The organism is Vibrio sp. STUT-A11 (assembly GCF_026000435.1).
Lineage (GTDB): Bacteria > Pseudomonadota > Gammaproteobacteria > Enterobacterales > Vibrionaceae > Vibrio.
The window spans coordinates 1,756,927-1,781,294 of record NZ_AP026763.1; the positions used below are offsets into that span (position 1 = coordinate 1,756,927).

Consider the following 24,368-nt stretch of genomic DNA (forward strand, 5'->3'; position numbering starts at 1 on the left):
CAATGGCACGAATGAAATTCCTATGTGACACCAAACGCTGTATCGAGTGTAACGGCTGTGTTACTGCATGTAAAAACGAAAATGACGATGCGCTCGAGTGGGGTATTCAGCGCCGCCGAGTTGTTACGCTCAATGACGGTGAAGCGGGTGAAAACTCAATCTCTGTTGCTTGTATGCACTGTACCGACGCACCTTGTATGGCAGTGTGTCCTGCAGACTGCTTCGAGCATACTGAAGATGGCATCGTACTTCACAACAAAGATCTGTGTATCGGTTGTGGTTACTGTCTGTTTGCGTGTCCATTTGGTGCGCCTCAATTTCCGAAACAAGAAGCGTTTGGTGAGCGAGGCAAAATGGACAAATGTACCTTCTGTGCTGGCGGCCCTGAGACAGAACCTGGTTCGGTTGAAGAACGTCAGAAATATGGTGCAAACCGTATTGCTGAAGGCAAACTGCCGATGTGTGCGTCTCTGTGTTCAACAAAAGCATTGTTGGCAGGTGACGCCGACAGAGTATCGGATATTTTCCGTCAGCGTGTTGTAGAGCGTGGCGCTAAGAATGCAGGTTGGACAGACGGAAATGACCTTTCTTACGACGCAACCAAAAGCTAAGTAAGGAGAGACACATGTTACACACTATAAAACGTGCGTCTCTGGTAATGCTGTCGTTAATGACAGCATTACTGCTGACTTTTTCACTGCCAACATCCGCAGAAGAGCAATCTTCCAAAGTTGTACAGCAGGAGATGACGCAACTTGCCGGAGCGGACTATTGGCGTCAGATCAGGCAGGGTGAATCGGGTTACACCACGTCTCAATCACCAGAACATGGCGTGCTTATCAGTAAGCCGGGCGAAACCTGGTACATCCTGAAAGAAAAATGGATGTCTCCAGCTGGTGCTATTGCCATTTTCGGTAGTATCGCGCTTGTTGTCCTGGCTTATATCTTTGTTGGTCCGTTGATGCTAAGTAAGCCTCGCACCGGTAAAAAGATCAAACGCTGGTCTCGACTCGATCGTGCACTGCACTGGAGCATGGCGTTTACCTTTTTAACCCTGGCGTTCAGTGGGTTGATGCTAGTTTACGGCAAACACTTCCTGAAACCTTACGTGCCTAGTGAGTTCTGGGGTTTCATCGTTATGCTGGCGAAGCAATACCACAATTACGTGGGGCCACTGTTCTTCATCTTGTTGATGTTAATTCTGCTCAAATGGTGGCGTAAATCGATCCCGAACATGACAGATGTACGTTGGTTCATGAAAATGGGTGGTATGGTGGGTAAACACAAAGGCACTCATCCATCGGCTGGTTTCTCTAACGGTGGTGAGAAAGCGGTTTACTGGTTACTCATCTTTGTCGGTGCTATTACGGCTGCAAGCGGGTTGGTTTTGGATTTCCCAATCTTCGACCAAACCCGCCGTGATATGGAATTGTCTAACCTAGTTCACGCACTTTCGGCGCTCATTCTTATCTGTGGGTTTGTTTTCCATATCTATATCGGCTTGTTCGGCATGGAAGGCGCACTGGAAGGCATGGTGACAGGTGAGGTTGACGAAACATGGGCAAAAGAGCATCACGACCTTTGGTACGAAGAAGTGAAATCTCAACAGGCAATGGGAGAATCAGACGAGGTTGAAGTAACAGATAAAGGAGCGAAAGCGAATGAACAAACATCATAACGGGATTTGGATTGCGTATATCCTGAGTTGTTTCACCCCGTTCACTTTTTTGATCTCAGGCGTTGTCGCTATTATCTATGCTGGTTATCGTTTGGATAAAGGCGAAGATAGTGATGTGGTTATCTCGCATTACTACGGGCTAATTCGTACTTTCTTCCTGTACCTCACGTTCTTTGTTGTCTTAATCGTGACCGTTGCCACCACAAATGGTGTGTTAAAAGGGGTCAGTGACTATTGGGTGCGTAGCACAATGTTAGATAACATCGCGTATGTTATTCCATACATTGGCAGTGTGTTCGCCGTTGTAGCGATAGGCGTGTGGCTATGGCGGATGCTTCAAGGCATGCATCAATTACGTAGTAACAAGCCGCACAGACCTTCTACAGGTCCTAACTTGTAGGTCTCCTTAGCGTCATTCTTATTAAGAGTAGGAATGACGCTAATATTATAAATCAGTGTGAAGATTTTCATTTCATTCTAAACCTTATCCCACTCCCAGCAGTACGATGAAAATATCACTACGGTTAACTCAAACTGTTGCCAACCAACATTCACGTTAAACTTCTTTTTAACGCTAGAATGATAGTTTCCTGCAAAGTCATGCGAGTTTATCCAACAGTCAGTCCGTTTGATTCTACTTATAATAAAAACGTTGGCTAGTTGAGCCAGTTCTTGTCGTATCAAGGGAGGTTGTTATGCACACAACAATGGATGATTTCAGTACGTTAGAACCATATAACGCATCATTTCAGGCGAGAGTTGATAAAGCACAGGATCTACTGTGGCAGATTAATCACACTCATCCCAGGGAAAAAGAAAAACGCCATCAACTGTTCAGCCAGTTGCTGGGCAGCTATCACAACAATGAAATTGTGCCGCCATTCCACTGTGATTTAGGTGAAAAAATCTTTTTTGGTCAAGGTGGATTTGTTAACTATGGCTTAGTGGTAACCGATATTGCCGAGGTGCATATTGGTGACAATGTGCTGATAGGACCAAGAGTCCAGTTATGTGCCGCTGGCCATCCTATATTGGCTGAAAACCGGGTTGCTCCTATCTCTTGCGGCGAGCCGATTCATATTGGTAACCGAGTTTGGATTGGTGCTGGTGCCATTGTGTTGGCTGGGGTAACCATAGGTGATAACACGGTGATTGGTGCGGGCAGTGTGGTAAACAAAGATATTCCGGCTAACGTAGTAGCGGTAGGCTCTCCATGCAAGGTGATAAGGCAACTATCGGCCCCTGACTTTTAGCCGTTTAACCATGAGCAACAACCTTAGCAATTAGGCCTCAGAGCCTATTGCAGAGGCTGACTCGCTGCAATTTGCAATTCGCTGCACGGCACCTGGTGCCACGCCAAAGTGTTTTTTAAACCGATTAGAAAAATAACTGACATCAAAATAACCAAGGCTATGTGCTACTTGCTTAATACTAAGGTGCTGACCCTGTAGCAGTTGACGAGCTCGGGTCATTCTTAGCGCAAGTAGATACTGCTTTGGACTCTGCTCAAAATATTTCAGACATATTCTGTGAAAGTGTGGTGGCGAATAGTGCACTCGCGCTGCCAGCTCCTCGATAGACCAAGGATAATGCAGCTGATTTTCAACCTCACTAAACAGTTGTCTAAGTTTTACCTCTATTGGATCTACGACGGCTCTTCGCTGCAAGGACCTACGGATCAAATCCACCAAAAGTTGGCCACAACTTCCTACGCTACCATCATTTACGTGAATGGATTTGAGTTCATGATGCAACAAATGCATCAAGTGATAAACAGACAAAGCTTGTTCACAGTGCATCACTTCGGGAGCACTCCCAGAAAGTGTTTGCCACTGCCTAGTATTATCGACACTTAGCCAAGCACATTCCCATTCATCACCCACCAGTTCATATCCACATATGCTATCAGCGGGCACCAGACTTAACGTATTAGCTTCTATGGAAAGTGTGTTATTGGGAGTAAACAAGCGCGCTTGCCCATGAATAGTATAAAGAAAAACATGAAAACCAGGCCGTGTACGGCAGACACGATAGTGCTTCTTAGCCTTCATAACTCCACATAAGTGCACGTCATTTTTGGCCAACGGCAATACATTCTCAGGGCTTATAAATCGCTCTTCGGTAGCGTCGTCTACTTCTAAACAGTCTCGCCATGGTGTTGTCATGCCTTGATTTTCCCTTCCCCTGATAGTTTTTCCCATCCTGATGCGAGTTTATCCTATTTCCTGATAGTGGCCTACTTCTTATAGTGGGATTCTCTATTTTGATTAGCCCGTTCTCAGGGCCGCAGGCAATGATATGAGATCAAAATCACTTTACGATAGCACCTTTTTTCCCAGACTTTTTTCCATTGCTTTACCATTTGCGTTACAGCTGTTGCTGTACGCGGTATTAGGCCTGGTCGATATCATGATGGTCGGTCAACTCGGGGAGACTGAAGTGGCTGCGGTAGGACTCAGCAACCGGATTTTCTATTTTAATCTGGTATTGATCCTTGGAATCACAGGTGGCGTGAATGTACTGGCAGCACAGTATTATGGTAGTGGAGACGATGCAGGGATCCGTCGTTGTGTTGTACAAGCCGTTATGGCTGCCACACTGATATCGTTGCCATTTATTGCGCTATATAGCATCCATCCCAGACTGTTTTTGCACTTGGCGAGTGAAGACGCCCCGTTGGTATTGCTGAGCGCGGAATACATGCAGATAACCGGGGTATCATTGTTCTTTACTTGTTTGGTCGTACCCATTGAAGCAGCGCTTCGCGCAACAGGAGATAGTAAAACACCCACCATAATTAGCCTAATCTCAGTAGCTCTGAATATTGCACTAAATTGGTTGTTAATTTTTGGCAACTTAGGGTGCCCAGAGCTTGGTGTTGCAGGCAGTGCTTGGGGAACAACCATCGCGCGATTGCTGCAAACTGTATGTATTGTGGGGCTCATTTTGAGGAGAAAACAATGGTTGATACCAACACAGAACGATGTTGAAAATGCGCTTAGTTGCAAGAACATTAAGCTGTTTGCTGCCATCGCTATTCCCGTGATGTTGCATGATGGAGGCTGGGCTTTAGGTACTTTAGTTTATGCTTTTATCTACGGCCAAATGGGCGTTGAAGCTTTGGCGATAATGAGCCTCTTGAGCCCACTCGAAAATTGCCTATACGCGTTTTTCCTTGGCTTTGCTTTAGCGTGTTCGACCATGCTCGGACATGAGTTGGGCGCAAACCGATATCATCAGGCATGGTCACAATCAAAAGTGTTTTTATGGCTGGGCACTGGCGTTGCTGTGTTGGTCGGTATTGTCCTTTATTTACTGAGAGAGGAAATTGTGCCGCTGTTTGGTAAGCTGAACGAACAAACCCTAACAAATGCAATTTACGTGTTAGCCGTTCTCGCATCAGCACTGTGTATTAAAGTGTTTAATACAGTGGCAGTCATTGGTGTATTACGCAGTGGTGGTGATATCAAGTTTGCAGCGTTATTTAACCTTTTCTGTATGTGGTGTATAGGTATTCCATTGGTGTACCTTAGTGCTTTGCAATGGCTATGGCCTCTGTATTTGGTTTATCTGATCTCTATGACGGAAGAAGTGGTAAAAGCCGGGCTAGCCATCTATCGAGTGTTACAGCGTAAATGGTTAAATAATCTAATATCTGAGGAGAGAACGGAGCTCTCTGAGCCGGAACCCAGTAAACAAACCGTAACCTTCAACTAAATTCCTTATTGATTAATTATTGTGCCATTTAATGGCGCGCACCAAATCGGTACTTTTGTACCAATTTGGTGCGCTTTTTTCGTTTCTGCATTGACCAAACCTTACCCTTAAAGCTCTTTAAAATTTATAAATATTATTAATATTCATATGATTAATAGGTGTTCGCGTAACAATACAAGCTAGTTTAAACAGTCTGGAACACATTTTGCTAAGCAGTGTACAAACATAATAAATTCACCATTTTTGTGAATTGATAATTTTTAAGCACCTGCTTGGTGCGATTATTTATATTGCTGCATGGAGTGTAACGAGAATGACTCAAACTGTAAGTCAGGTATACGGAGCTGTACAAACCCTGACCCAAAGTTCCGACACCTTATTTTTATTGCTTGGCGCCATCATGGTATTTCTGATGCATTCAGGTTTTGCTTTTCTTGAGGTAGGGACCGTACGTCAAAAGAACCAAGTTAACGCGTTGGTTAAAATTTTGGCCGATTTTGGTGTTTCTGCCATCGCCTATTTCTTTATTGGATATTGGATCGCGTATGGCGGTACTTTCTTTGCCGATGCGCAGACACTGTCTCAAGGCAATGGATATGAGCTTGTTAAGTTCTTCTTCTTGCTAACATTTGCTGCTGCTATACCCGCGATTGTCTCTGGCGGAATCGCCGAGCGTGCTCGCTTTTATCCTATCCTCATAGCGACATTTTTCACCGTAGGTATCGTTTATCCGCTGTTTGAAGGCATAATTTGGAACGGTAATTTTGGTGTCCAAGATTGGTTTGAAACCAGTTTTGGTTTTGGCTTTCATGACTTCGCAGGTTCGGTCGTTGTCCACGGAGTGGGTGGCTGGATTGCTCTCGTTGCCGTCATTTTCTTAGGTATGCGTAAAGGGCGCATTCGCGCAGGCAAACATACCAACTTTGCACCATCAAACATTCCATTCTTAGCGCTTGGTGCCTGGATTCTTTGTGTGGGCTGGTTCGGCTTTAACGTCATGTCGGCTCAAGCTATTTCTGGAATCAGTGGTCTGGTCGCAATGAACTCATTGATGGCCATGGTTGGTGGTATTATTGCATCACTTATCGCGGGTAAAAATGACCCGGGCTTTATCCACAACGGCCCTCTGGCTGGATTAGTTGCCGTGTGTGCGGGCTCTGACCTTATGCATCCAATCGGTGCGCTGGTGACGGGTGCGATTGCGGGCGTGCTCTTTGTTTACCTGTTCACACATCTACAAAACAAAACCAAGATTGACGATGTGTTGGGTGTTTGGCCGCTTCATGGCATTTGTGGCGCATGGGGTGGCATTGCTGCGGGCATCTTTGGCCAAACAGCGTTAGGCGGGTTAGGCGGTGTTAGCCTTGTTGTTCAGCTTATGGGAACTGTATTAGGTATTTCTATTGCTGTATTAGGTGCGTTGGCTGTCTATGGCGCAATTAACGCAGTAACGGGAATTCGACTTTCTGAAGAAGATGAATTTAATGGCGCCGACCTGGCTATTCACAAAATTTCTTCCACTAACGAAGACTAATAAAAAATGTAAAAGAGCGGCATTAAACCTAATGCCGCTCTTTTAACATTAAGCAGAATACTCCAGTCATCTTGAACAGCGACGAAAGAACGTGATTCAGGATCTTCTATCCGGGTGCTTTGTTATTAAAGGTATTTTTCTCTATTCTCAGCACGCTGATACCAGATTCCTAGTCTCGCTAAGGCTCGCTGGAATGACTCTATGGAAATACTTAAGTGACTAACATTAGGCATCAGCCACTCTTTTTAACAATTGCCTTTCTTCGCTTGACCTGGAGGGCAGAATTTACCATGACCATCGTGCCTATCATGATCATTGGTACCAACGCTCACTCTCACATCATCAATTTCACCTTCAACATGCGTCAATTGGCAAGCCGCTAACGTTGTAAGCAAGACAAGAGCCAGAGAGACGTGCTTCATTGTTCTTCCTCTCAAAATATCACTTTATTATTGTTCATTACTACTATTGTCTAATCCATATTACTACAGCTGATATTGTTTCAGTGTTAAGCTAATGAAAAAGAACAACAAGGATCAGTTATGAATTTCCCGTATAGAAACATTGTAGTACTTACTGGGGCAGGCATCTCCGCGGAGTCCGGAATACAAACCTTTCGTGCCCAAGATGGCCTTTGGGAGAACCACCGTATTGAGGATGTGGCAACACCTGAAGGATTTGAGCGTGATCCCGACCTTGTTCAGGCATTTTATAATCAACGTCGTAAAAAGCTACAGGACGAGGCGATCCAACCAAACGCAGCGCATCTCGCTTTAGGTCGCCTTGAGGCAGAGCTGGATGGTAAAGTGACCGTCATTACGCAGAACATCGACAATCTGCACGAAAGAGGCGGAAGCCACAATGTCATCCACATGCACGGTGAACTGCTCAAAGCCCGCTGTAGCAAATCGCATCAGGTGATAGAACACACTGAGGATATCGAAACGGGTGAGCTTTGCCACTGTTGTCAAATTCCGTCCCAAATGCGCCCTCACATTGTTTGGTTTGGTGAAATGCCGCTCCGCATGGGTGACATATACGAAGCACTAGAACAAGCGGACTTGTTTATTTCTATTGGTACATCGGGTGTGGTGTATCCTGCGGCTGGGTTTGTCCACGATGCAAAAATGCACGGCGCACATACCATCGAGATTAATCTGGAGCCAAGTGCAATAGAAAGTGAGTTCGAAGAGAAACGCTATGGTAAGGCGAGTATTGAAGTACCAAAGTTGGTGAATGAAATTTTATCTTTGGAAGAACAATAAAGCCTTCAAAAACAATAAAAGCGGCCAGTTTAGTTGGCCGCTTTTTTCTTTATTACTTTGACTGGTATTAGTTGTTTACTTTTAGCTTTTGGAAGTACTCATCGTACATCACACTCGCTTCACCAACTTCATCTTGCCAAGTGCCGCTGTCCATCACTTCTTGCGGAGGGAAGATGCTTTGGTCGTTAACAAATTCTTTTGGAAGCAGGTCAAACGCCGTCTTAACTGGAGTAGGGTAACCAATCTCCAGAGCAATCTTAGCCGCATTCTCTGGACGTAGCAGGAAGTCGATCATCTTATGTGCGGCTTCCACGTTTTTAGCACCAGCAGGAATCGCAAGACTGTCCATCCAGAAGATTGTGCCTTTTTCTGGCCAGATAATATCAATGTTCGCGCCTTCCTCACGTGCCATGTAAGCAGAACCATTCCACAGCATGCCAAGAGAAACCTCACCTGCTAAGTATGGGTTTGCAGGGAAATCAGAGTTAAACACCAATACATTTGGCATCAGCTTTTGCAGTTCTTCGTAAGCGGCTTTGATTTCATCAGGGTTTGTCGTATTTGGAGAGTAGCCCAGTTTTGTTAATGCAATGTGGAAAACTTCGCGAGAATCATCCATCAGCATTAGTTGACCTTCCCACTTGCTGTCCCAGAAATCATCCCATTTAGTGACTGATGACTTATCCAACATATCTGCATTAATACCAATACCCGTAGCACCCCAGATATATGGGATAGAGTAATTGTTATTTGGATCAAAAGGTTTGTTTAAAAAGTTAGGATCGATGTCTGCAAAATGGGATAACTTCTCTTTGTCGATCTCCTGGAGCATACCTTCTTTGCGCATTTTAGATACGAAATAGGTAGACGGTACTACCAAGTCGTAACCAGAACCTTGCGTTTTCAGCTTAGCGTACATGCTTTCATTAGACTCGTAAGTCGAGTAAAGCACCTTGATTCCAGTTTCTTTTGTAAAGTCTTCAAGAACTTCGTTTGGAATGTATTCCGACCAGTTGTAGAAGTACAGTTCTTGATCAGCCGCCATTGCAGGAGTAGCGAACAGAGTCGCTGCATATAGAGCGCTTGCGTAGAATTTACTTTTCATTTGTTTTCCGTTTTGTTTAGCGATTGGACAAATCAATACTAGTGGTAATGATCAAGTTGAACCAAATTGCATTAAGTACAATTCTGTTTATTTAACCCGGTGCCTCTCATTCCATTGAGATGAAACGAGTTGAGCTAAATAAACGTAGCAAGGCATAATTATATCAGTCAATTATAAAAATAGGCAGCCATTGCTGCCTATTTTCACTTAGGGAGGTTTGTCTTAGACAAATTCGGTTACTGGCTGGCTTTTAATTTAAGGAAGTAACCTTCGTATTTCACAGTCAGATCGCCAACGGCATCTTGCCACTCAACGCGGTCTAGATCTTCTTGAGAAGGGAACAATGGAGCCACATCTTTAAACTTTTCGTTCGATGCTTTCACTGCGGTCAGGTAACCAGTGTCACGAGAAATCTGCTCTGCGATTTCAGGACGCAATAGGAAGTCGACCATCTTGTGCGCCGCTTCTACGTTTTTCGCACCAGAAGAGATAGCGAAGTTGTCTACCCAACCAATACCGCCTTCTTTCGGAAATACCAGTTTAAGGTTTAGACCTTCGTTTTGCGCAGCTGCTGCGCTGCCGTTCCAAAGCATACCAACACCAACTTCACCAGACATGTATGGCGCTCCTGGGTTGTCAGAGTTAAATAGAAGCACGTTAGGCATCAGCTTTTGTAGCTCTGCATACGCTTCGTCGATCTGTTTTGGATCCGTTGAGTTGCCTGAATAACCTAGCTTACGCAGTGCAATGTGGAATACTTCACGCGTATCGTCCATTAGCATCACCTGACCTTCAAGCTCTGGCTTCCATAGGTCAGCCCAGCTTTGGAAGTCGTTTGGATCGTACATGTCGGTATTGACAGCCAGACCAGTAATTGCAACAACGTGAGGAATAGAGTAGTCATTCTTTGGATCGAATGGCTTGTCCAGGTAGTTCTGGTCAAGATTAGCGAAGTTTTTCAACTTAGATTTATCGATCTTTTGTAGCATACCTTCATCGCGCATTTTCGCCACGAAGTAAGTAGAAGGTACCACTAAGTCATAACCTTCGTTATGAGTTTTTAGCTTTGCATACAAAGTTTCGTTCGACTCGTAAGTTGAGTAGATCACTTTGATACCAGTTTCTTCAGTAAATTGTTCCAGGAGGTTACTGTTGATGTAAGGCCCCCAGTTCATAAATACCAATTCATTATCGTCCGCTACCACTGAACCTGAGAACAGAGAAAGCGCACATGCACTACCAGCTAATAAAGTAGCCCATTTTTTCATTGACGTTAGCTCCAAACCAAACGTTGTCCAAACTATTTTGGACGATAGATAGAAAAACAGAATGGCATGTAACCATTCTGTTTCGTGATGTTAGCGGGTGTTAATTTTACTTTACTTTTTCTCTTGCAAGCAACTGAGAAATCACAACAAGTAACAAAGAAACAATCAACATAACCGTTGCTAGCGCATTCACTTCCGGTGAAATGCCCACTTTCACCATTGAGTAAATTTTCAATGGTAAGATTTCGTAGGTTGGGCCTGTCACAAACGAACTGATAATCACGTCGTCCAGAGACAGTGTAAAGCTTAATAACCAACCGGCTGCAACCGCTGGTTTCGCCAGAGGAAGGATGATCTTCTTCAAGATAATCCACTCACTTGCCCCTAGGTCTTTTGCCGCTTCCAACATTTTTACATCAAAGCCATTTAGGCGGCTGTACACTGTCACCACAACGAAGGGTAAACAGAAGGTGATGTGCGCAATCAACAGTGTAAAGAAACCAAGCTGTGCACCCAATACTAAAAACAGCGCCAACAAAGAAATCGCCATCACGATGTCTGGTGACATCATGACAACAAACAGCATGCCATTTACTGCCCCTTTTCCTTTAAAGGAATAGCGGAATAGGGCTACTGCCGTCAAGCTACCAATAATAGTAGCAGCTGTTGCAGAAAATACGGCAACATTTAGCGAGTGCCACGCCGCCTGCATCAGACTGTCGTTGTGCACTAACGTTTCGTACCACTTGGTGGTAAATCCGCCCCATTTCATGCCAAATTTGTTCGCATTAAATGAGTTCACGATAAGCACGATAATTGGTAAATACAAAAACGCATAGACCAGTGCCATAAAGCTAAATCTAACTGTGCGTCCCATTAGTCTAGCTCCACTTTCTTGTTCAAGAACTTACCTGTTCTATAGTAAGCATAAAGCATAATTGCCATTGCAATGGTGAGTGCAATACTGGTTGCTGCACCAAATGGCCAATCACGTGCATTCAATACTTGGCTCTTAATGACGTTACCGATTAGCAAGTTCTTCGCGCCGCCGAGAAGGTCAGAGATATAGAACATGCCAAGCGCAGGGAGCAGCACCAACAAACAGCCGCCGATGATGCCAGGCATTGTCAAAGGCAGGATAACTTTTGTAATCGTCTGAAACTTGTTTGCGCCCAAATCTTTCGCCGCTTCGATGTAGGTGTTGTCCAGCTTCTCAATTGCCGAATAAAGCGGCAGAATCATAAATGGAAGCAAGATATACACGAGACCAATCATGACTGCCGTTTCGGTATACATGAGGCGCATTGGCTTATCGATGATCTCCATTGCCATCATCGATTTGTTCAAAATACCTTGAGTACCCAAAACAATCTTTAAGCCGTATGTACGGATTAACGAGTTTGTCCAGAAGGGAACAATAACCAAAAACAGCATAAACGGACGCCATTTTTCTGGCATTTTCGCGACAATATACGCAAATGGGTAACCAATCACTAAACACAATAACGTCGCAATGATCGCCATGTAGAAAGAGTGCATGAGCACTTTCGCATACAGCGGATCTAACAGACGAACGTAGTTGTCCAACGTAAAGGTGAGTTCGATTAGGTTCGCTTCGTCACGCGTTAAGAAACTTGTACCAATAATCATCAAGTTTGGCACCAACACAAACAGTGTTAGCCAACCAACAATTAGAGTAATGATTGCGTTCTGAAGATTAATCTTCTTGGTTATCATTGAGGACAACCTCCCAGCTCTCAACCCAAGTAATCGTGACTTTCTGGCCGAGCGAGTGGTCCACATCAGGATCATCTTCGTTAAAGAATTCGCTTACCATTACACGCATGCCTGAATCTAGTTCGATAACAGAATCGAGCGTCATACCTTTATAGGTACGTTCCGTCACGTGACCAACAATGCCTTTTTCTTCCGACTCTTTGATTTCTTCAATACGTAAGTCTTCAGGGCGGAGTAGAACTTGGAGTTTATCGCCAGCTTGTGCTTCGTCGTCGTAATAAACCACTGACTCAACACCTTCAATGTCAGCGCGAATGCGTTTTTCATCGATGCGCTCTAACATGGTGGCATTGAATACGTTGATCTCGCCGATAAAGCGCGCAACAAACAGGTTTTTAGGCTCTTCGTAAATTTCACGCGGAGAACCATCTTGCTCAATGACACCGTCACGCATTACGATGATACGGTCCGACATTGATAGCGCTTCTTCCTGATCGTGCGTCACAAAGATGAAGGTGATGCCGAGTTGGCGCTGTAGCTGTTTAAGCTCAATCTGCATTTGCTTACGTAATTTGTAATCCAGTGCAGAAAGCGATTCATCAAGCAGCAGTACTTTGGGCTTATTCACGACTGCACGAGCGATAGCAATACGTTGTTGCTGGCCACCTGAAAGTTGATGCGGTTTGCGCTGAGCCATTTTTTCAAGGCGAACCATACGTAACGCTTCCATCACGCGCGGTTCAATCTCTGCTGCAGGCGTTTTCTGCATACGAAGACCAAACGCAACGTTTTCAAAAACAGTCATGTGCGGAAAGAGTGCGTAACTTTGGAATACGGTGTTGACGTGTCTTTGTTCAGCAGGAACCTGAGTAACATCTTGGTTATCCAAAATAATTTGACCGTTATCTACCGCTTCAAAGCCCGCGACCATGCGCAAAACGGTTGTCTTGCCACAACCTGATGGACCAAGAATCGTTAGAAACTCACCATGATTAACATCCAGATTTAAATTGCTGATGATTTCCTTACCATCAAAACTCTTACTAATGCCAGATAAACGAATAACTGGATTTCCTGCTTGCTGTTTAGCGTTCAACGTCTGTATTTCTCCCACGTTCAAATTTGGGTTTACGCCAATTGATGTGACTTTAGCCATTCACTTTTGAGGCGCGCATCATAATCACCAAAATTGTGAAATCAAAGCATTTTTTAGCCTCGATTCAGAAAAAATTTTACAGGCAAAAGTAATCATTCCTTACCATACTGTTTTTATAAGACTACTCCAATTATCAATAGCGTATTGTTAAGAGTTACCGCGCTGCAACAAATGTTTTCAATTTCATGGCCTTGTGAGTGGCTAATTATCAACCAAATAGTGGATATTGCAAGGATTGAGAGCGAGTTATGATTTTAGACGTGGCAAGAATTCTTTATAATGACAGGCACACTAATTGACTGGTATCCCAGTAAAAATTTTACAAGTGAATCTTGGATAATATATGAACAACGACTTTGAGAACGATTTTAACCTTGGAGGGAGTGTAGAGCGAGCTTTGTCTGGCAACTACGAGCTGAAAGCCGGCGCGGTTTTTAGCGAAGCATGGCGCGCCACTATTCAGCACTTTTTGTCATTTTCTCCCGCGATTATCGTCTTGCTTTTGGTTCAGGTAGGCATTTTCTACATCGCATTACAGCTACAACTGGGTGACCCAAGCGTAATTTTGGATGCAATACAAAACCCAGATTCCTTTTCAACCGACATCGTGTCAGCTATTTATGTAGCAAACTTTAGCTATGAAGTGATCAGCGCCCCAATTTATGCAGGCATCAGTTTGATGGCAATGAGTCACGTAGCAGGGCTCAAAACAAAACTTCGCCACGTAGGGAAAGGACTACAATTCACCGTTCCGGTGATCTTGGCAACGCTAGTGAGTCTGGTGCTTCAAGGGCTGGTTGGAATGCTCCTGGCACCACTATCGTTATACCTTTCCCTTGCATTCAGCCACTCCATTTTACTTATTTGTGAGAAACGAGTGTCACCCATGCAATCGCTCTTACTTTCATTGCGAGCAGTAAATAAAAAGATTTTTGTCGTTGCAACCCTGTATCTTGGCGTGATGTTCATGTTTATTTTTGCGGCAATGTTCTACGGTATCGGGCTAATTTTGGTGCTGCCTTTCTTTTTCCATTTGAAGGGCATCCTTTACCGCGAGATGTTTGGTATTAAACTCAAGATTGTAGCGAAACAGAAAAATAATAATGATAACGATCACGACGGTAAGTCTCAGATTTTTGATGCTTAACGTATCGCTTCAATAACATTCAATGGCGGCTTACGAAGAGTCGCCATTTTTATATCGTCACCAAACCGATGCAGAAGGCTTTATCAGAAACACAAGCTACATTTCAATTAGAATAGGATTCTGCGTGGGGAACCTCTCGTTTTGTTGCTAATCACGTAACTTAAAGCGGTAAAGGTGTTATAAGAATGCTCAGCATTGCTCAATCCAATTTTGAGCACAAACACAATGATACAAACTAAAACAAATCAACGGTTCAAATGAAAAAGTTAAGCCTAAGTCTACTGAGTACTGCGGCGCTATTGTTAGCGTCCCCAGCAGCACAAGCTCAAGAATACATGTTTACCTATTCGAAGCTTTACACTCAGCTGAAGAATAATAATAAGGAAGGCCACGACGATGTAAAAGTCGGCGTATTTTTCGTTAACGCAGATACTCAGCAGCTGTGTAACATTGAAAAAGCCTGGATGGAGAAAGAGGAGCACTACGAAGAGTTCGTGATCCCAGCATCCAAAGAACTTCCGCTTCCAATCGATAAAAACCTTAAATCTGCAAATCCTTTAGTCTTCGTTCAGACTCCTATAGACACTCGCTGCGATTACTCATTGGTTGTTATGACAAAACAGCCATTACAGGGTAACGTATCTTATGACCAGCTGACGCCATTAATACCTCAGATGCAAAGTATGCTAGAAGATTTGGGCGGTATGTTTGCTGGCTGGTTTACGCCTGATGTTCAAGGTGTCACCATGGAGTTTGCTAACGGGCTGAACAGTACTATTTCTTTCTCCAATGGGGCAGAAAAGCCGATCGTTAACGGCAAGGTTCAGGTCGCCTTAGACGAAATAGGTGAGGGTGGATATATGAGCCTACCAGAATCGACAGTGCGAGTTTTACCGTATTTGCCGAAGGCGAAATAATCTGCATCCATCTTATTGAAGAGCCGCAACAGCGGCTTTTTTCGTTTGAGGGTAAACAAAACATTGGATTTATCCGTTCTCAATAAAGACAAATATTTAATCCTGAGTAAAAAGACCGTATAATCCACGCCCCATAGAAAACCACCTTAGGAAGTCCTACCGTCGATTTATCGGCGATGTGAGAGCCCGCAATGAACCAGAAAGATACAAGAAAAGAAACCCTTGAATTCAACAAGCTTCAGAAACGCCTGAGAAGAAATGTTGGAAATGCCATTACCGAATACAACATGATTGAAGAAGGTGATGTTGTCATGGCATGTATAAGTGGTGGTAAAGATTCATTTGCGATGCTCGATATCCTGCTGAATCTGCAAAAAGCCGCTCCAATTAAGTTCGAAGTGGTTGCAGTCAACCTCGATCAGAAACAGCCAGGCTTCCCAGAACATATTCTTCCAGATTACTTTGAGACACTTGATATCCCTTACTACATCGTAGACAAGGACACTTACTCGGTGGTTAAAGAGAAGGTGCCAGAAGGTAAGACAACCTGTGGACTGTGTTCACGTCTTCGTCGCGGCACGCTTTACTCGTTCGCTGAGAAGATTGGCGCGACTAAGTTGGCCTTGGGCCACCATATGGATGATATCGTAGAGACCATGTTCCTAAACATGTTCCACGGTTCGCGTCTTAAAGCGATGCCACCAAAGCTACGTTCCGATGACGGCCGTAATGTGGTTATCCGTCCGCTGACGTACTGTCGTGAAAAAGATTTAATCAAATACGCAGAACACAAAGATTTCCCAATCATTCCTTGTAACCTGTGTGGTTCTCAAGAGAACTTGCAGCGCCAATCGATCAAAGCAATGTTGATTGAATGGGACAAAAAGACGCCTGGACGCGTCGAAGCGATTTTCAAATCAATCCAGAACGTAAGTCCAAGTCAGTTGGCTGATAAAGAGTTGTTTGATTTCGTTAACCTTCCACTTGACCGCGAAGGTAACCGTGAAGAGTACGAATTCAGTGAAGCGGTCGTCTCTTCAACTAACATTGATGAATCCATGTTCATTGATGTGACAAACATTTAATTAAAAAAGCTAAAGTAGCGCAGCTCACTGGAATGCCAGGTGAAATAAAAGACCCGAGACCAAAGGTTTTAGGAATACGGAGCGCTGCGCTTACAGATTACGGAGAATAGGATACAGACAGGGAAATATGATCCGTAGTCTGTATTCCGTACTCCCAATACTCTTTTCCTAGAACCTTTCTTTCTATTACGTCGCCGTATTCGGATCCAGAGGGCTGATGTAACCTTTTGGTTTCAATGCCAGGACATCGCAGTTAATTTTATCAATGACATGCTCGGCCGTATTACCAATAAAGACGGCTGACAGTCCTGTACGGCCAGTTGTGCCCAAAATTACCATCGCCGCGTTTAGACGTTCCGCAGTAGCAGGGATAACATCTTCTGGCAACCCTTGCTCAACGATGGTTTGTTCTTCATCCAATCCATGCTTTTGGCGCAGTGCTTTCATTGCTGTAAGATGGTGGCCGCGAACAGCATCTGTGTAAGTCGTAGGGTCAAATTCAGGTAACTCGATAGTAATATTCGCGGGCGTTACAGGGTAGGCGTTCACAAGAAACGGATCCGCGTTCAGACGACCTGACATCTCTTTTAAGCGTTCTACCATAGAGTCGTTAAGATCAATGTGTGTTGGGTTTTCCGAACCGATATGAACAGATGCCAGAATATTCGCATGCTCTGGCCAGTCCGCATTCTTAATCAACAATACCGGAATTGGGCATTTACGCAGCAGGTGCCAGTCTGTCGGTGTGAAAATAACCGACTCTAAGACATCATGTTTTCGAGTGCCCTTAATCAGCAGATCGTGGCTGCCTGAGAACACTTCTCCTATGATTGCTTCGTAAGGACGGTTGTGCCAAACCACACACACCTCAAAGTCAAAGCTGTCGTTTAAGTATGGTTGAGCGATTTTTCGCATCCACTGTTCACGCTGATGGATAACACCACGACGCATTGCATCTCTTTCATCCACTGACAGCATTGAAGTCATGTCATACGAGAAATCATAGATGGATAAAAAGAAAGTAATTCGGCTTCTTGATACGCTTTTTTGAGCCAATTGAACTGCTCTCGCGAGTGCCGGTTGTTCATCACTATTGATGTTAGCAACAACTAAAATTTTACTGTATATACTCATATCTAAGCCCACTTATATTGCAAGACCAACTACTGAATATAAAGTAAATCAGTATATTGGAGTACTTACCGCATATTTTTAATGTAGCTCAGTTTGCAGAAGATTTTGAGGACTTTCGAAGGGAATTTGTGAGAAATATGATGTGGCTCAGCTTAAAGCCACATCAATAAATAGGAGAGGTTATTCTGCCGTTACGCCTGCAAGTTCCATCAGCGCATCGTGATCTAAGATAGTGATATATTTACCTTTAACACTTAAGATCTCAGATTTTTGAAAACGACCAAGAAGACGGCTGATTGTTTCAACGGTCAGACCAAGATAGTTACCGATATCACCACGAGTCATGGTTAGGCGGAATTCTCTAGGACTAAAGCCACGTTGAGAAAAACGCGTTGATAGGTTGAACAGGAATGCAGCAAGACGCTCTTCAGCATTCTTCTTAGAAAGAAGCAGGATCATTTCCTGATCGCCTTTGATTTCGTTACTCATCAGACGCATAATTTGCTGGCGCAGCTTAGGCATTTTACCTGACAAGTCATCGAGAATTTCGTATGGAATTTCACATACCATAGACGTTTCTAAAGCTTGGGCAAAACTTGGGTGGCAGTCCCCAGTAATTGCGTCAAAACCTACGAGATCACCCGCTAAGTGAAACGCCGTTATTTGTTCGTCGCCTTGCTCAGTGATTGTATAGCTCTTGATTGTGCCAGAGCGGATAGCGTACAAAGACTTAAGCTCATCGCCTGCTTTGAATAGCTCTTGGCCTTTTTGAATCGGCTTTTTGCGCTCAATGATTTGGTCAAGCTGATCAAGTTCAGATTCATTCAGAGTGAATGGGATACACAACTGACTGATGCTACAATCTTGGCAGTGAATTGCACAACCACCTGATTGGACACGCTTTGTTGCAGGTTTTTCAGAAATCATAACAACCTTTCACTATTTGATATACATCAATATTTTAGCACTGCTTAATCCTAAAGGATAGCAAAAATATTGTGGGTATAGACTTTCAAGTTATATGAAACCAAGCATTTGTATGGCTCCCGCAGCAGTATACGTTCCATAACCTATAAGAATTAATGCAGATATGTTTCTAAATATTAATGATTTTTGCAGTTTCTGAAAATAACTCGCCCCGTAACTAACAGCAAGCATCGAAGGGAGGGTCCCCACACCAAAGGCTAGCATGATCAAACCACCGTTCATGGCGCTTCCTGAAACGGCCGACCAAGTTAATGCTGAATAGACTAGACCACATGGCAGCCATCCCCAAACAAAGCCGAATGGCAGAGCATGAAACGCGCTTTTCAACGGTAGCAGGCTTTTCCCCGCTGGAGATATGAACTTCCAAAGTGTCTGACCCAGCTTTTCTATTATGAGCAAACCTTGCCACCATTTAGCGATGTATAGGGCAACTAAAATCATAAATATTGCCGCGACAAAGCGCAGCCATGCAAGTGAGTGAGCTAAACCACTTAATTCCGACAGACCAGAAATAGCACCACCAATTAGGGCGCCAAACAACGCATAGCTGGATATTCGGCCCAGATTGTAGAACATTGGAACAAGAGGAGAGCTTTTGGTTTGTGGTGAGCCCATTGACAGCAAGGAGGCAATACCACCGCACATGCCCATACAATGACCGGACCCTACAAGTCCGATCATTAACGCACCGATAAAATCAGGATTCATATACAAAGGCTACGATTTTTTATTTTCAGACTGGTCTTCTTCATCTAGCAGAATGTTGTGACCCTGGCGCTCGAGATCTTCAAACTGATCACTTCGAACAGCCCAAAGAAAAATAGCGACAGCAACACAAACTAAAACAATGGCGATGGGAATTAAGATATAAATACTTTCCATGTTAGCTTTCTCTATTTATTTCTCTTTAAGCAGTCGCAGCGAATTGGAGATCACGATTATCGAGCTGGCTGACATACCAACCACCGCAACATACGGCGCAACCAAACCAGAAACAGCAAGGGGCAAAATTAGCAGGTTATAACCTAAAGACCAAGCCAAGTTTTCCCTGATGATTTTTCTCGTACGAAGTGCCAGCAGGCGTGCTTCTAACAATTTCTCTAGATTATCACCCAATAGCGTCATGTCAGCGGATGCTTTTGCTACGTCAGTACCACCGCCCATAGCAACCGATAAGTGAGCTCCGGCGAGAGTAGGAGCATCATTGATACCATCACCAACCATCAGGGTAATGTTGTCGCTATCCAAACTCTTAAGATACGCGAGTTTGTCTTCCGGTTTTGCCGATGCGATCACATGGTCGATGCCGATTTCATCCGCTACAGGCTGGGCATTTTGAATTGAATCACCAGTAAGTAGCGTTGTCTTTATGCCGGCCTGTGCAAAACGCTGGATAAATAGCTGACTTTCTTCACGAATAGGGTCGCGATAATAGAAGGTTGCAACATGCTCATCGTTTACCGATAAATAGACTGCGTGACTCTCATCACTGCCTTCACCGACGACAAAAGAGGCACTGCCGATTTTCACACGTTTTTCGTTCCATATGCCTTCGATACCAGAGCCAATGATATTCTTCACATCTGAGACAGCAACATCTTCATTTACGTAGCGCGAGAATGAACGGGCTATAGGGTGGTTAGCGTGGGCTTCCAGTGCAGCAGCCAGCGCGAGACTATCAGCCTCTGAGAGCACACCAAAAACGCTCGTGCGGCTAATTTCGATATCACCTTTTGTCAGTGTGCCGGTTTTATCAATAACAAGGTGATTCACTTTGCACAAGGTTTCAAAAACATGTCCTTTGCGAAGCAAAATACCGAAGTTACCCATTCTTGACGTCGCACAAGTCAGCGCGGTTGGTGTCGCCAAAGAGAGTGCACAAGGGCAGGTTGCAACTAAAACTGACAGCATGATCCAGAATGCATCATCAGGTTTAGTTTGGTGCCAGTAAAACCACGTACCTGCCGAAATAATAAGTATCGCGCCAACAAAGTAACGCGCTACCACATCTGCGATTTCGGCAATTTTTGGTTTCGAATGCTGAGCTTCATCTTGCAGGCGTACAATGTTTGAAATGACTGAGTCCGCTTTAGAGCTGGTCACTTCAAGTTCAAACGATTCATCGCCGTTGAGCGTACCTGCAAAAACCACATCGCCTTCTTTCTTAACAACATGAACTGATTCACCGGTTAGCATGGATTCATCGATATGAATACGACCAGAAATAACTTTACCATCCGCAGGAATGTGCTCACCTGGAAGAACGCGGATGCGGTCACCAATTTTCAGTGTCTTCACTGGGATTTGGTCGCCATCTAAGGTCGTCGCAATCGCCGGAATCAGTTTAAGCAGGTTACCACTAGCCGCTGCTGCTTTACGACGAGCACGCATCTCCAGGAAACGCCCGACAAGAAGGAAGAAGGTAAACATCGAAATCGATTCGAAAAAGACTTCACCTTGCTCTGTAAACGTCGCTACGAGACTGGCGACATAGGCAAAAATAAGTGCAATCGAGACGGGCACGTCCATACCCAACGTACGGCCTTTGATGCTTCGCCAGGCATTTAAATAGAAAGGAAGCGCAGAGTAGAGAAGCACCGGCGTCGCAAATATCAGACTGACCCAGCGAAAGTAGTTTTTAAACTCTGGCTCCAGATCACCAAAAACTTCCAGATACAACGCCACGGCAAGCATCATAACCTGCATGGTAGCAAGACCTGCAATCCCAAGGCGATAAAGGTATTGCTTCATCATTCGATGATAAGAAGCTTCTTGTGCGTCCGCTTCAAATGGCGCAGCCTTGTAGCCTAGTTTATGAATCACCGAAAGTAATTCACTTAAACGAACCTGTGTTTTGTCCCAAGCAAGCAAAGCGCGGTTTGTCGTTGTATTAACACGAATAGAAACCAAGCCTTTGGTATTGGATACCTGCTTTTCGATCAACCATGCGCAGGCCGCACAGGACACACCATCTAAGGAAAGTGTCACTTCAGAAACATTATCGTGATGACGAACAAACTCAGACTGAACGTCTTCATTATCGTAGTGAATCAGCGCTTGAAGCTGCTCTGGAACGAGATCTGCCTTTTCAGCAGGTGCAGTCCGGTATTGGTAGTAAGAGACGAGACCACTATCAATGATCGTTTGTGCCACGGTCTGACAACCAGGGCAGCACATATCACGGACTTCACCGAGTATTTCTACCTTAAAATCCGTGTTGGCTGGTACATCTTCACCGCAGTGATAACAGGATTTACACATAAGATTACTTCATCAAAACGGTGTCAGCGGTAGGAAACTCAACTTTACCTTGAATCATCCATTGTTTGTCGTGTGGTTGTAACTCAATAAACCAAGGACCTAGGATATCTTCGTCTGGCGTTAATCGGTAATTACCAGAAGCGTCCGCAGTAATTAGCTTCGAGAAATCGCGATCAGGAAGAGTACGGTGAGTAAAAGTGGCAGTTAGCGCTGGGTAGTGGGCCAACTCACCTTTATCAAAGTGAATAACTACCGTGTTGCTATTAGACGAAACATGCGCGTTTAGACTCAGGTCACGAGCGACATTCATTTTACTGATGTCAATGTTAATCCCTTTCCCTTTTTTATAGTAATCCTCAGCAACTAAAGAAACAGAGTTGTTCGAGAAAATGACCACAGTCACGATTGTCCAACCAATAACAATAAGAGGAAGGATAATCAGGAACCACGGCCAAAATTGTTTATACCAAGGCTTTACCATAAAAAAGTTCTCAACAGCTAAATGAAAAAATAGGAGGCGTTAAATTTAAAGGAAAGACAGCCCCTATGAAAGGGGCTGTTATTGCAATGTTACTGAATATCTTGGTTATTTACTCTCGGAGTTGCTTAAGCTCCAGACATATGATGCAACCAACTGGATCTTGTCTTCACCTAGAATATCTTTCCAGGCAGGCATGACACCAGAACGGCCATTCATAACAGTTTCAGTAACTGCTGCACGTGAGTCACCAAACAGCCAGTCTTGGTCAGTCAGGTCAGGCGCACCCACTGCTGGGTTACCTTTACCATCTGTACCGTGACACGCCGCGCATACAACAAAGCGTGCTTTACCTGCTGCTGCTTCACGAGCATTCACTTTACGACCAGAAAGGCTAAGCGCGTAGCTCACCACTTCTTCAACACCTTCTTCACCAAGCGCATCTTTCCATCCTGGCATTTGGCCAACACGACCATGCATGATGGTTGTTACGATTGCTTGCGGTTCACCGCCATACAGCCATGCATTATCAGTCAGGTTAGGGAAACCTTGCTGACCACGTGCATCAGAGCCGTGACATTGTGAACAGTTTTGCAAGAACAAACGTTGACCAACTTTAAGCGCTTCAGGATCGTTAGCAATTTCCGGAATAGGGCGTAAGCCGTTTTCGTTGTGTGCTAGCTTACGGAAAGCTTCACCAAAGTAAGCATCCGCATCATCAAGTTCTTTAGCGTATTGGTTAAGTTGTTTGTTCTCTTGTGCCGCAGCGATGGCTTGTTTTGATTCCTCAAGTGAGCGTACTTCTTGAGCCGAGCTCTCCCAATTCAAAAAGCCTTTAAAGCTTCCTAAACCCGGGAACAAAGCAAGGTACACCGCAGAAAACACGAAAGTACTCACAAAAAGGTAAGTCCACCACTTAGGCAGCGGGTTGTTTAGCTCGCGAATACCATCGTACTCGTGGCCCATGTCAGCCCCTTCCTCGACGCCCATTTTATCTTTGGCGCACCAAGTCAGGAGGATTGCACAGCCTACTAGCGTACCGATAGTAATCACGATAATCCAGAGACTCCAGAATGTAGTCATTACTTCTTCACTCCTTGGTTATGTGGGGTCGCTTGTTCTTCGTCAGCAAAGACCAGGTAAGCATCTTCTTCGAAACGCGATTTACGTTTCTTGCTAAATGCCCACCATACAATGCCGATAAAACTGGCGAAGAGCACAACGGTATAAACACTATGAATCGTACCGAAATCCATACGTCCCCCTTACTTCATTGCATGACCAAGAGACTGAAGGTAAGCGATGATTGCATCCATCTCTGTTTTACCTTCTACTTCTTTAGCCGCATTCGCGATCTGTTCATCTGTATATGGAACACCGAACTGATCACGGAACAACTCAAGCTTCTTCTGTGTCAAACTGCCGTCTAAGACGTTTTCAGCTAACCATGGGAAACCAGGCATGTTTGATTCTGGAACAAGTTCACGTGGATCGATTAGGTGAACACGGTGCCACTCGTCAGAATAACGACCACCTACGCGAGCCAGATCTGGACCAGTACGCTTAGAACCCCAAAGGAAAGGGTGTTCCCAAACGCTTTCACCAGCGACAGAGTAGTGACCGTAACGCTCTGTTTCTGAACGGAAAGGGCGTACCATCTGGCTGTGACAAACGCTACAACCTTCACGGATGTATAGATCACGACCTTCCATTTCAAGAGGCGTATAAGCGCGTAGGTTTTCTACAGGCTCAGTAGTTTGTTTTTGGAAAATCAGCGGCGTGATTTCAACAAGCGCGCCCCAACTGATAGCAAAAACGATAAAAATAGCCAACAAACCGACATTACGTTCTAGGAATTCATGGCGATTATTAGAATTATTACTCATTCTTTAAATCTCC

The 24,368-nt window shown here is 44.4% G+C and carries 26 protein-coding genes; 10 read left to right on the forward strand and 16 right to left on the reverse strand.

The genetic code is table 11. The features are described from left to right. The first annotated feature begins 2 nt into the window (after nucleotides 1–2). The 4 genes from fdh3B (at nucleotide 3) to OO774_RS08385 (ending at nucleotide 2,931) form a co-directional block, all read left to right on the forward strand. A complete protein-coding gene (fdh3B, locus tag OO774_RS08370; RefSeq protein ID WP_264901497.1) occupies nucleotides 3–611 on the forward strand; it encodes a formate dehydrogenase FDH3 subunit beta in 609 nt (202 codons plus the stop codon). Between the two features lie 14 nt (nucleotides 612–625). Then, a complete protein-coding gene (locus OO774_RS08375) occupies nucleotides 626–1,678 on the forward strand; it encodes a formate dehydrogenase subunit gamma (RefSeq protein ID WP_264901499.1) in 1,053 nt (350 codons plus the stop codon). After that, nucleotides 1,662–2,078, forward strand: a complete 417-nt coding sequence (locus OO774_RS08380) for a hypothetical protein (RefSeq protein WP_264901501.1) — start codon at nucleotides 1,662–1,664, stop codon at nucleotides 2,076–2,078. The genes OO774_RS08375 and OO774_RS08380 overlap by 17 nt, the downstream gene beginning before the upstream one ends. A gap of 295 nt (nucleotides 2,079–2,373) precedes the next feature. Continuing rightward, nucleotides 2,374–2,931 (forward strand): sugar O-acetyltransferase, encoded by a 558-nt coding sequence (locus tag OO774_RS08385; RefSeq protein WP_264901503.1) that lies wholly within the window; start codon nucleotides 2,374–2,376, stop codon nucleotides 2,929–2,931. A 30-nt stretch (nucleotides 2,932–2,961) separates the two neighbouring features. Here the strand turns inward: OO774_RS08385 and OO774_RS08390 are convergent, their stop codons facing one another. Beyond that, nucleotides 2,962–3,843 carry an AraC family transcriptional regulator gene (locus OO774_RS08390; RefSeq protein ID WP_264901505.1) on the reverse strand — a complete coding sequence of 294 codons (882 nt, stop codon included), beginning with the start codon at nucleotides 3,841–3,843 and terminating at the stop codon, nucleotides 2,962–2,964. A 133-nt stretch (nucleotides 3,844–3,976) separates the two neighbouring features. On the opposite strand from OO774_RS08390, the gene OO774_RS08395 reads away from it, so the two are divergent. Together OO774_RS08395 and OO774_RS08400 are read left to right on the forward strand one after the other, a co-directional pair. Then, complete coding sequence (locus OO774_RS08395) at nucleotides 3,977–5,395, forward strand: MATE family efflux transporter (protein WP_264901507.1); 1,419 nt, start codon at nucleotides 3,977–3,979, stop codon at nucleotides 5,393–5,395. Nucleotides 5,396–5,708: 313 nt separating this feature from the next. Beyond that, complete coding sequence (locus OO774_RS08400) at nucleotides 5,709–6,929, forward strand: ammonium transporter (RefSeq protein ID WP_264901509.1); 1,221 nt, start codon at nucleotides 5,709–5,711, stop codon at nucleotides 6,927–6,929. A 245-nt stretch (nucleotides 6,930–7,174) separates the two neighbouring features. Here OO774_RS08400 and OO774_RS08405 read toward each other — a convergent pair whose 3' ends face one another. Next, nucleotides 7,175–7,351, reverse strand: coding sequence for a hypothetical protein (locus tag OO774_RS08405; protein WP_264901511.1), 177 nt, complete (start codon nucleotides 7,349–7,351; stop codon nucleotides 7,175–7,177). Between the two features lie 120 nt (nucleotides 7,352–7,471). On the opposite strand from OO774_RS08405, the gene cobB reads away from it, so the two are divergent. Then, nucleotides 7,472–8,194 carry a Sir2 family NAD+-dependent deacetylase gene (gene cobB, locus OO774_RS08410; protein ID WP_264901513.1) on the forward strand — a complete coding sequence of 241 codons (723 nt, stop codon included), beginning with the start codon at nucleotides 7,472–7,474 and terminating at the stop codon, nucleotides 8,192–8,194. Nucleotides 8,195–8,261: 67 nt separating this feature from the next. On the opposite strand, the gene OO774_RS08415 is transcribed toward cobB, so the two are convergent. From OO774_RS08415 to potA, 5 genes are all read right to left on the reverse strand, one after another. Continuing rightward, nucleotides 8,262–9,299: an extracellular solute-binding protein gene (locus OO774_RS08415; RefSeq protein WP_264901514.1), complete on the reverse strand. Its 1,038-nt coding sequence runs from the start codon at nucleotides 9,297–9,299 to the stop codon at nucleotides 8,262–8,264. A 236-nt stretch (nucleotides 9,300–9,535) separates the two neighbouring features. Next, nucleotides 9,536–10,567 carry an extracellular solute-binding protein gene (locus tag OO774_RS08420; protein WP_264901516.1) on the reverse strand — a complete coding sequence of 344 codons (1,032 nt, stop codon included), beginning with the start codon at nucleotides 10,565–10,567 and terminating at the stop codon, nucleotides 9,536–9,538. A gap of 106 nt (nucleotides 10,568–10,673) precedes the next feature. Then, a complete protein-coding gene (gene potC / locus OO774_RS08425; RefSeq protein WP_264901518.1) occupies nucleotides 10,674–11,444 on the reverse strand; it encodes a spermidine/putrescine ABC transporter permease PotC in 771 nt (256 codons plus the stop codon). Next, complete coding sequence (gene potB / locus OO774_RS08430; protein ID WP_264901520.1) at nucleotides 11,444–12,304, reverse strand: spermidine/putrescine ABC transporter permease PotB; 861 nt, start codon at nucleotides 12,302–12,304, stop codon at nucleotides 11,444–11,446. The genes potC and potB overlap by 1 nt, the downstream gene beginning before the upstream one ends. After that, nucleotides 12,285–13,460, reverse strand: a complete 1,176-nt coding sequence (potA, locus tag OO774_RS08435; protein WP_264901522.1) for a spermidine/putrescine ABC transporter ATP-binding protein PotA — start codon at nucleotides 13,458–13,460, stop codon at nucleotides 12,285–12,287. Before potA ends, potB begins: the two co-directional genes overlap by 20 nt. Before the next feature lie 343 nt (nucleotides 13,461–13,803). On the opposite strand from potA, the gene OO774_RS08440 reads away from it, so the two are divergent. The 3 genes from OO774_RS08440 (at nucleotide 13,804) to ttcA (ending at nucleotide 16,609) form a co-directional block, all read left to right on the forward strand. Beyond that, a complete protein-coding gene (locus OO774_RS08440; RefSeq protein ID WP_264901524.1) occupies nucleotides 13,804–14,607 on the forward strand; it encodes a hypothetical protein in 804 nt (267 codons plus the stop codon). 257 nt (nucleotides 14,608–14,864) lie between these two features. Then, nucleotides 14,865–15,524 carry a DUF2987 domain-containing protein gene (locus OO774_RS08445; RefSeq protein ID WP_264901526.1) on the forward strand — a complete coding sequence of 220 codons (660 nt, stop codon included), beginning with the start codon at nucleotides 14,865–14,867 and terminating at the stop codon, nucleotides 15,522–15,524. Nucleotides 15,525–15,715: 191 nt separating this feature from the next. Beyond that, entirely contained in the window at nucleotides 15,716–16,609 is an 894-nt protein-coding gene (gene ttcA / locus OO774_RS08450) for a tRNA 2-thiocytidine(32) synthetase TtcA (protein ID WP_237316764.1), read from the forward strand. A gap of 186 nt (nucleotides 16,610–16,795) precedes the next feature. Here the strand turns inward: ttcA and uspE are convergent, their stop codons facing one another. The 9 genes from uspE to ccoO all read right to left on the reverse strand — a co-directional run bounded on the left by uspE (nucleotide 16,796) and on the right by ccoO (nucleotide 24,355). Next, a complete protein-coding gene (gene uspE, locus OO774_RS08455; RefSeq protein WP_264901530.1) occupies nucleotides 16,796–17,743 on the reverse strand; it encodes a universal stress protein UspE in 948 nt (315 codons plus the stop codon). Between the two features lie 180 nt (nucleotides 17,744–17,923). Then, nucleotides 17,924–18,670, reverse strand: a complete 747-nt coding sequence (locus tag OO774_RS08460; protein WP_264901532.1) for an FNR family transcription factor — start codon at nucleotides 18,668–18,670, stop codon at nucleotides 17,924–17,926. A gap of 90 nt (nucleotides 18,671–18,760) precedes the next feature. After that, entirely contained in the window at nucleotides 18,761–19,438 is a 678-nt protein-coding gene (locus tag OO774_RS08465; protein WP_264901533.1) for a sulfite exporter TauE/SafE family protein, read from the reverse strand. 9 nt (nucleotides 19,439–19,447) lie between these two features. After that, nucleotides 19,448–19,612 carry a cbb3-type cytochrome oxidase assembly protein CcoS gene (gene ccoS / locus OO774_RS08470; protein ID WP_264901534.1) on the reverse strand — a complete coding sequence of 55 codons (165 nt, stop codon included), beginning with the start codon at nucleotides 19,610–19,612 and terminating at the stop codon, nucleotides 19,448–19,450. 15 nt (nucleotides 19,613–19,627) lie between these two features. Next, nucleotides 19,628–21,991 (reverse strand): heavy metal translocating P-type ATPase metal-binding domain-containing protein, encoded by a 2,364-nt coding sequence (locus OO774_RS08475; protein ID WP_264901535.1) that lies wholly within the window; start codon nucleotides 21,989–21,991, stop codon nucleotides 19,628–19,630. Between the two features lie 4 nt (nucleotides 21,992–21,995). Next, nucleotides 21,996–22,472, reverse strand: coding sequence for a FixH family protein (locus OO774_RS08480; RefSeq protein ID WP_264901536.1), 477 nt, complete (start codon nucleotides 22,470–22,472; stop codon nucleotides 21,996–21,998). A 105-nt stretch (nucleotides 22,473–22,577) separates the two neighbouring features. Next, complete coding sequence (gene ccoP / locus OO774_RS08485) at nucleotides 22,578–23,552, reverse strand: cytochrome-c oxidase, cbb3-type subunit III (RefSeq protein ID WP_264901538.1); 975 nt, start codon at nucleotides 23,550–23,552, stop codon at nucleotides 22,578–22,580. After that, entirely contained in the window at nucleotides 23,552–23,725 is a 174-nt protein-coding gene (locus OO774_RS08490) for a CcoQ/FixQ family Cbb3-type cytochrome c oxidase assembly chaperone (RefSeq protein WP_014231840.1), read from the reverse strand. The genes ccoP and OO774_RS08490 overlap by 1 nt, the downstream gene beginning before the upstream one ends. A gap of 9 nt (nucleotides 23,726–23,734) precedes the next feature. Continuing rightward, nucleotides 23,735–24,355, reverse strand: a complete 621-nt coding sequence (gene ccoO / locus OO774_RS08495; protein ID WP_020333286.1) for a cytochrome-c oxidase, cbb3-type subunit II — start codon at nucleotides 24,353–24,355, stop codon at nucleotides 23,735–23,737. Nucleotides 24,356–24,368: the final 13 nt, after the last annotated feature.